This window comes from Rhodoplanes sp. SY1 (assembly GCF_046000175.1).
GTDB lineage: Bacteria > Pseudomonadota > Alphaproteobacteria > Rhizobiales > Xanthobacteraceae > Rhodoplanes.
Map to the genome: position 1 here is coordinate 1 of NZ_JBEOMB010000163.1, position 6,722 is coordinate 6,722.

The following is a 6,722-nucleotide window of genomic DNA, read 5'->3' on the forward strand; positions in this document are numbered from 1 at the left end:
CGGGAATCGACTGCCGCCGGCCCGCCGGCGCGTCACGCGGCCCTGTCGCTGCAGGTCCGGGCCGGTGCCCTCAATGGCGGGCGGCGGGGGGCGGCACCGTGGTGGTGACCAGCAGACCGAGGCCGGTGCTCTCGAAGGTCAGCAGCGCCCGGATCATGCCGAGCCCGAAGCCGCCGTCATGGACCGGATCGAAATCGACCGGCAGGCCGATGCCGTCGTCGAGCACGGTGAGGACGGCGGTGCCGTCGGGATCGACCCGGCAGGCAACCTCGACGAGGCCGGGCAATCCGGCCGGATGCGCGTGCTTGATGGCGTTGATGACGAGCTCGCTCGCAAGCAGCGCGAGCCGCACCACCTGGCTGCCCGGCACCCGGCAGTCCGGTGCGACATCGACCACCAGCTCGAAGGTCCGGGTCCGCCGCATCTGCTGCGCGATGCAGTGACAGATGTCGTGGAGAATGCGCCCGAACGGGGCCGCCTCGTCGAGCGCCGGGCGCTGCTGAAGGCTGCGCAGCGTCTGGATGCCGGCGGCCGTTTCGGCGAGGAGATGCGAGGCGAACTGGCCGGCCGCCGAGCGTTGGGCGGGATCGAGGTTCGAGGCATGCACCTGCAGGAGCCCGAGCACGAAACGGTGCGACAGACGCGCTTCCGCATCCGTGAAGACGAGGTCGTCCGGACCCGCGCCGGCTGGATCGAGGCTGCCCGGATCGAAGTCGTCGAACCCGAAGTCGTCGAGGTCGTCCCGCGGAGCCATGATCACGTCCTCCGCACCAAGCTTACGACGAAACCCGACGCGACGAAACAGAAATTCTAATTATACTTTGACTCTCCCAGTTTTCGCGAGACAGACCGATCACCCACCCTTGAATACACTGTTGTTAATACATCAAATGATCAAGTGTAAGCATCGGCCGAAAGAGCGTCACCGGCAATCGATCGTGGCTCTCCGGTGAATGAGTAAGTGACGCAATCCCTGCCTTCAAAGCAAGGCAAGCTCTTGACGTATAATGAACAAACGGCTATAGGTTAAAAACGTGGCCGAACGGCTTCGGTCGACCCGACTCCACTTCGCGCAAGCGCGACATGCATTGCCGGCGGTTGCCGCGACCGACCCGCGCCTTTATGGCCGAAACGCTTCGTGTCGATGCGCGTGTGCAGTTGCGCCGCAGGGCGGCGTCATCGCGCGGGAGAGTGTCGCGGGGGAGTGTCATGGCGGATCTGGCACGCGAGGAACGGCTGCAGATCATGCTCACGCCGGCCGAGCTGAAGGCCGTGGACGACTGGCGGTTCTCCCGGCGGATGCCGAGTCGTGCCGCGGCGGTGCGCGAGCTGCTCAAGCGCGGCCTGGCGGCCGAGGGCTTCATCGAGGCGGACGGTCAGATGAAGTCGCAGGAGTTCGGCGTCATCACCGGGCATGGTCTTCCGCACGACGGCGACGCCTGACCGGACGGGGGCGACCCGGACCTCTCCGGGCCCCCGACTCACTACCCCCGCCCCACCCCCGCCCCCTCGACCCAGGCCTCGGGGACCGCCGGCCGGGCTCAGTGCTGCCGCACCGTCTTGACCGCTGGGGCCGCGATCTGGGCGCGGCCGCCCGTGTACATGCGGGCGCCGAGCGCCACGGCCTGCATGCGGTTGCCGAGGCCGAGCCGGCGCAGGATCGCGGCGACGTGCAGCTTCGCCGTGTTCATCGAGATGCCGAGCAGGTCGGCGATCTCGGCGTTGCTCTTGCCCTGCCCGAGCAGCGCCAGAACCTCGCGCTGACGGGCCGCCAGCCGCTCGGCGATCTGCGCCTTCTCGAGCGCCAGCTCCGGGGCCGGCGAATCGCTCGGCCGCGGCGGCGGCGCCCCCGAGCCACCGCCGCCGAGCGTCCGCAGGATGGTCTGCTCGATCACGCTGACGAAGGGGGCGAAGGCGGCGCCGAGTGATGGCTCGGGCAGATGCGATTCCCGCACCCGCGAGGCCACGAGGTCGGCCGGCAGCACGCCGGTGAAGTCCAGATGCATGATCATCAGGCCGGTCGGCGGCCGCGACTGCAGGGGCAGCGCGACCAGCAACATCCAGCGGACCCGATCGGGCGCGTGGCAGGGATAGACGCAAGTGAACACCTCGCGCCGGCGGGCCACCAGCTCGCGCAGCGAGTCGGCGACATCGGTATCGCAGGCCTCGAAATAATTGGTGCCGACCCCAGCGTCCGGAGTGCGCAGGCCGTTCGCGGCCGCGAAGTCGCGCCAACCGCGGTTCACCTCGCCGATGAGGCCGTCGGGACCGACCACCGCCACGTTGAGCGGCAGCGCCGAGAGCGTCTCCAGCAGTCTGGCGATCTGACGCATCGTCGTCGCCCGCTCCGGGTCGGCCGGGCCATCTCCAGGGTATTATGCTACACTTGCTTCGACCGGTCGGCCACCGCGACGACGGCCACGGCCGTCAACTTTTCGACAGCGTGGGCCGGTGCCGGCCGGGCGGACCCGCCTCTTGTCGACGCCGAAGGACCCGAACACGCCGGCCGGGTCGGAGAGAGCCCGGTTCGCGTGGCGGGTCCGCCGGCAGCGTCATGTCCCGACGGAGGTTCCGAGAGACCCGGACCGCGGCCGCGCGGGCGGCGGGCGGTCCGGGCTCCGTCCGACGGGACGGCACCTCGAGGAGGTCGATGGGCCGGTTCAGGCCACGCGGGCCGACGCCGGTCCGGTCGAGCTCACTTGGTGACGACCTTCTCGGCCGCCGTCTTGGCGTCGATGAAGTTGTAGCGCGGGTTGGTGATCACGAAGGCGTGGACCGCGAGGGCGATCACGAGCGCCGCGATCCAGATCACCGGCAGCCAGGTCGACGGGTTGATGACGAGCCAGATCTTGTAGTCGTCTTGCGGATTGGCCATGACGAGTCCTCCCGATCAGAACCAGGGCTTCCACGCCCAGACGAGGACGTGCGCCAGGACCGCGATCACCACGAACGCGCTGAACGTGGTCTTGAACTGCGCGTGGAACTCGACAGCTTCCTGTTCGGTCAGACCGGACAGGCTCCGAGTGGGGTCAGCCATTTGAAACACCCTCCCATCAGGGTTGCCGTGGGACGCGCTCGACGCCCGAACGGCGGGTTCGGCGTGGCACGATCGCCACGACCTCCTGTCCGCCCGGCGGGCCGAGCGGAACACCTGAACGGGCAAGGCAGCCGGGAATGATCTTCGCCGTGCTCGCGACTGACCGCGGAAGTATTCGCGTGACAACAAATGTAACAAGATCGGTGCTTCCGACGAACCTCTCGGAAACCCCGAGAACGCCACACCGCACGCGAATACTCGATCAGTCGATCACTGCAGAAAATACAGTATAGATTTCCTCGCCGATGGCCTTGCGCCGTATTGATGTCATGCTAGCTTGACGAGTATGGGTGTCAACGATCGCGAATACATAGCGCCGCGGCGTTACGCCCGTTATGCCGGGGGACTACGCCGTAGCGCAGGATCGGCCTCGCTGCGCCGATGGAACCGCGCGGGAACCGCCGTGGCCGCCCGCCGGCCGATCTGCTAAAGCCCGCATCGCCGCCGGCGACCGACGCGAACGGCCCGAGTCGCCGTTCGAGGCGGCCGAGCCGAACGACCGAAAACGAGCGAGTGCGTCCATGATTCCGCGTTACAGCCGCCCCGAGATGGCCGCCATCTGGGACCCGCAGACCCGCTACCGCATCTGGTTCGAGATCGAGGCGCATGCCGCCGACGCGCTCGCCGACCTCGGCGTGGTGCCGCGCGAGGCGGCGGCGACCATCTGGGCCAAGGGCAAGAACGCGGTGTTCGACGTCGCCCGGATCGACGAGATCGAGCGCGTCACCAAGCACGACGTCATCGCGTTCCTGACGCATCTCGCCGAGATCGTCGGGCCGGAGGCGCGCTTCGTCCACCAGGGCATGACCTCCTCGGACGTGCTCGACACCACGCTCGCCGTGCAGCTGGCCCGCGCCGCCGATCTCCTGATCGCCGATCTCGACGGCCTGCTCGCCGCGCTGGAGCGTCGCGCCTTCGAGCACAAGCTCACGCCCACCATCGGCCGCTCGCACGGCATCCACGCCGAGCCGACCACGTTTGGGCTCAAGCTCGCCGGCGCCTTTGCGGAGTTCTCCCGTGCCCGCGCGCGCCTCGTCGCCGCGCGAAAAGAGATCGCCACCTGCGCCATCTCGGGTGCGGTCGGCACCTTCGCCCAGGTCGATCCGCGCGTCGAGGAGCACGTCGCGGCCAAGATGGGACTGACGGTCGAGCCCGTGTCGACCCAGGTGATCCCGCGCGACCGCCACGCCATGTTCTTCGCCACGCTCGGCGTGGTGGCGTCGTCGGTCGAGCGGCTGGCGATCGAGATCCGCCACCTGCAGCGCACCGAGGTGCTGGAGGCCGAGGAGTTCTTCTCGGCCGGCCAGAAGGGCTCGTCGGCGATGCCGCACAAGCGCAACCCGGTGCTGTCGGAGAACCTCACCGGCCTCGCCCGCATGGTGCGCGCCTATGTGACGCCGGCGCTGGAGAACGTCGCGCTCTGGCACGAGCGCGACATCTCGCACTCCTCGGTCGAGCGGATGATCGGCCCGGACGCCACCGTGACGCTCGACTTCGCGCTCGTCCGGCTCACCGGCCTGATCGACAAGCTCCTCGTCTACCCGGCCAACATGCAGAAGAACCTCGACCGGCTCGGCGGCCTCGTCCACTCGCAGCGGGTGCTGATCGCGCTGACGCAAAAGGGCGTCAGCCGCGAGGACTCCTATGCCTGGGTCCAGCGCAACGCCATGAAGGTGTGGGGCGGCGAGTCGAGCGACTTCATGGGCCTCCTGAAGGCCGACCCGGACGTGCGCCAGGCGCTGACGGAGGCCGAGATCGAAGCCCAGTTCGACCTCGGCTGGCATCTCAAGCACGTCGACACGATCTTCCGGCGCGTGTTCGGGAAGGCGTGAGTTTCGCCCCGCATCGCGGCGCATCACGGCAACATGCACGCGCCTCTCTCGCCTTCACGTTGAAATGGACCATGCGATGGCCTATTTTACGACGGGCGAGGAGGACCGACCGTGAAGGTGTCCGTGACCGACGCAAAGGGCCAGCTCACCGACTTGGTTCGCCGCGCCGAGGCCGGCGAGGAGGTCGTGCTGACACGCCACGGAGAGCCGGCCGTGCGGCTCGTTCCGGTCAAGCGGACAGTCGACCGGGCTGCGCGGCGGGCCGTCATGGAAGCGGTGCGAGCATCCGGCCGCGCCAAGGCGACGCCCGGCCCGAGCGCCGCGCGAAGCCAGGATTTCCTTTACGACGAATACGGCCTGCCGAAGTGATCGTCGTCGACACATCGGCCCTGTTGGCGATCGTTCTCGACGAGCCTGAAGCCGACGCCTGCCAGGCTGCACTCGAGGCCGAGGACGAGATCCTGATCTCGGCCGGCACCGTCGCCGAAGCCCTCATCGTCGGCGCACGCCACGGCGTTATCGAGGAAATCGAACGGATGCTCGATGAGCTCGGCATCGAGGTCGTCACCGTGACGGCCGCGGCGGCGCGCCGGATCGGCGAGGCCCATCGCACCTTCGGCAAAGGGGTTCACCCGGCGGGTCTGAATTTCGGCGACTGCTTCGCCTACGAGGTGGCCAAGGAGCATGCCTGCCGCCTGCTCTTCATCGGCAACGACTTTTCGAAAACCGACGTCCAGAGCGTCCTGTAACACGCCGCGCCCCACCGCTCGCAGCCCCGCTTTGCCCCACCCGCCTGTCGGGCCGGGTCGATTTGCGCTACATTGCCCCGGGGACGAAGGGATCGTCGAAAAATCATGGCGGCGCGGCCGACCATTCTGGTGTTCGATTCCGGGCTCGGCGGCCTCACCGTACTGCGCGAGGTCGTTCTGGCGCCCCGACGGCCGCCACGTCTATGCGACCGATGACGCCTTCTTCCCCTGCGGCCGCCACGGCGAGGCAGCGCTGACCGCGCGGCTCGTGCCGCTGATGCGCGAGCTGATCGCAGCCCACGCTCCGACCTCGTGGTGATCGCCTGCAACACCGCCTCGACGCTCGTGCTGCCACACCTGCGCGCCGCCTTCGGGGTGCTGTTCGGGCGGGCCGCGACGCCGTAGCATCGCGGCCGCGACTCCGCCGGCAGCAGACCGACACGGGCCCGCCGCCATGACCAGGTTCTTCGCCGCCATTGCGATGCTGGCTGCCGGCCTCATGCTGCTCGCCGCGTGTGGCGACGGGGCCGGCCCGTTCGGCGGCACGGCCGCCGGACCGCCTGGCCCCGCCGGGCCGCCCGGCCCGCCCGGCTTGCAGGGGCCTGCGGGACCACCCGGCGCCACTGGACCGCCCGGTCCCGCCGGTCCTCCAGGCCCTGCCGGTCCGCCGGGCGCCGCCGCGGTCGCCGGGCCGGCGGCCGACGATACGGCCCGGGGCGGCGCGGCGACGATCCGGTTCGTCCCCTGCCCCGACCCGGGCTGCGCCTGCCGGCCCGGCGAGATCGTCGTCTCGGCGTCGTGCCTGGCCGGCTACCCGATCCTGTCGGGCGAGGTCGAGGCGCGCTGTGCCAGCCCGGTCGGCGCCACGCCGACCCTGCCGACCGCCCTGATCTGCGGCGCCATCGGCCCGTCCGGCGCGCACCCCGGCCCGGCGGGACCGGCCGGCCCCCCCGGTCCACCCGGTGCCGAGGGACCGGAGGGCGCCGAAGGGCCGCCGGGAGAGCGTGGTCCGGCCGGCGAGACCGGACCGCCCGGACCGGCGGG

General features: G+C 69.6%; 7 protein-coding genes and 3 pseudogenes. 6 read left to right on the top strand and 4 right to left on the bottom strand.

Translation table 11 applies throughout. The annotated features are described in order from the left end of the window. Positions 1-70 precede the first annotated feature (70 nt). Positions 71-754, bottom strand: a complete 684-nt coding sequence (locus ABTU92_RS26775) for an ATP-binding protein (RefSeq protein WP_408094642.1) — start codon at positions 752-754, stop codon at positions 71-73. Positions 755-1,209: 455 nt separating this feature from the next. Between ABTU92_RS26775 and ABTU92_RS26780 the strand changes: the two genes are divergently transcribed. Continuing rightward, a complete protein-coding gene (locus ABTU92_RS26780; protein ID WP_408094643.1) occupies positions 1,210-1,443 on the top strand; it encodes a hypothetical protein in 234 nt (77 codons plus the stop codon). Positions 1,444-1,541: 98 nt separating this feature from the next. Here the strand turns inward: ABTU92_RS26780 and ABTU92_RS26785 are convergent, their stop codons facing one another. The 3 genes and pseudogenes from ABTU92_RS26785 to pufB form a co-directional block, all read right to left on the bottom strand. Further along, the gene (locus tag ABTU92_RS26785; RefSeq protein ID WP_408094644.1) at positions 1,542-2,333 is read right to left on the bottom strand and encodes a LuxR C-terminal-related transcriptional regulator; all 792 of its coding nucleotides are present in this window, start codon (positions 2,331-2,333) and stop codon (positions 1,542-1,544) included. Between the two features lie 362 nt (positions 2,334-2,695). Then, positions 2,696-2,875, bottom strand: coding sequence for a light-harvesting antenna LH1, alpha subunit (pufA, locus tag ABTU92_RS26790; RefSeq protein ID WP_408094645.1), 180 nt, complete (start codon positions 2,873-2,875; stop codon positions 2,696-2,698). 21 nt (positions 2,876-2,896) lie between these two features. Then, positions 2,897-3,037, bottom strand: a pseudogene (gene pufB / locus ABTU92_RS26795) (light-harvesting antenna LH1, beta subunit); the annotation flags it as partial. A gap of 581 nt (positions 3,038-3,618) precedes the next feature. Here pufB and purB point away from each other — a divergent pair. The 5 genes and pseudogenes from purB to ABTU92_RS26820 all read left to right on the top strand — a co-directional run. After that, complete coding sequence (gene purB / locus ABTU92_RS26800) at positions 3,619-4,929, top strand: adenylosuccinate lyase (protein WP_408094646.1); 1,311 nt, start codon at positions 3,619-3,621, stop codon at positions 4,927-4,929. 111 nt (positions 4,930-5,040) lie between these two features. Beyond that, complete coding sequence (locus tag ABTU92_RS26805) at positions 5,041-5,298, top strand: type II toxin-antitoxin system Phd/YefM family antitoxin (protein ID WP_408094647.1); 258 nt, start codon at positions 5,041-5,043, stop codon at positions 5,296-5,298. After that, the gene (locus tag ABTU92_RS26810; RefSeq protein WP_408094648.1) at positions 5,295-5,678 is read left to right on the top strand and encodes a type II toxin-antitoxin system VapC family toxin; all 384 of its coding nucleotides are present in this window, start codon (positions 5,295-5,297) and stop codon (positions 5,676-5,678) included. Before ABTU92_RS26805 ends, ABTU92_RS26810 begins: the two co-directional genes overlap by 4 nt. A gap of 105 nt (positions 5,679-5,783) precedes the next feature. Then, positions 5,784-6,062, top strand: a pseudogene (locus ABTU92_RS26815) (glutamate racemase); the annotation flags it as partial. A 70-nt stretch (positions 6,063-6,132) separates the two neighbouring features. Continuing rightward, positions 6,133-6,722, top strand: a pseudogene (locus ABTU92_RS26820) (hypothetical protein); the annotation flags it as partial.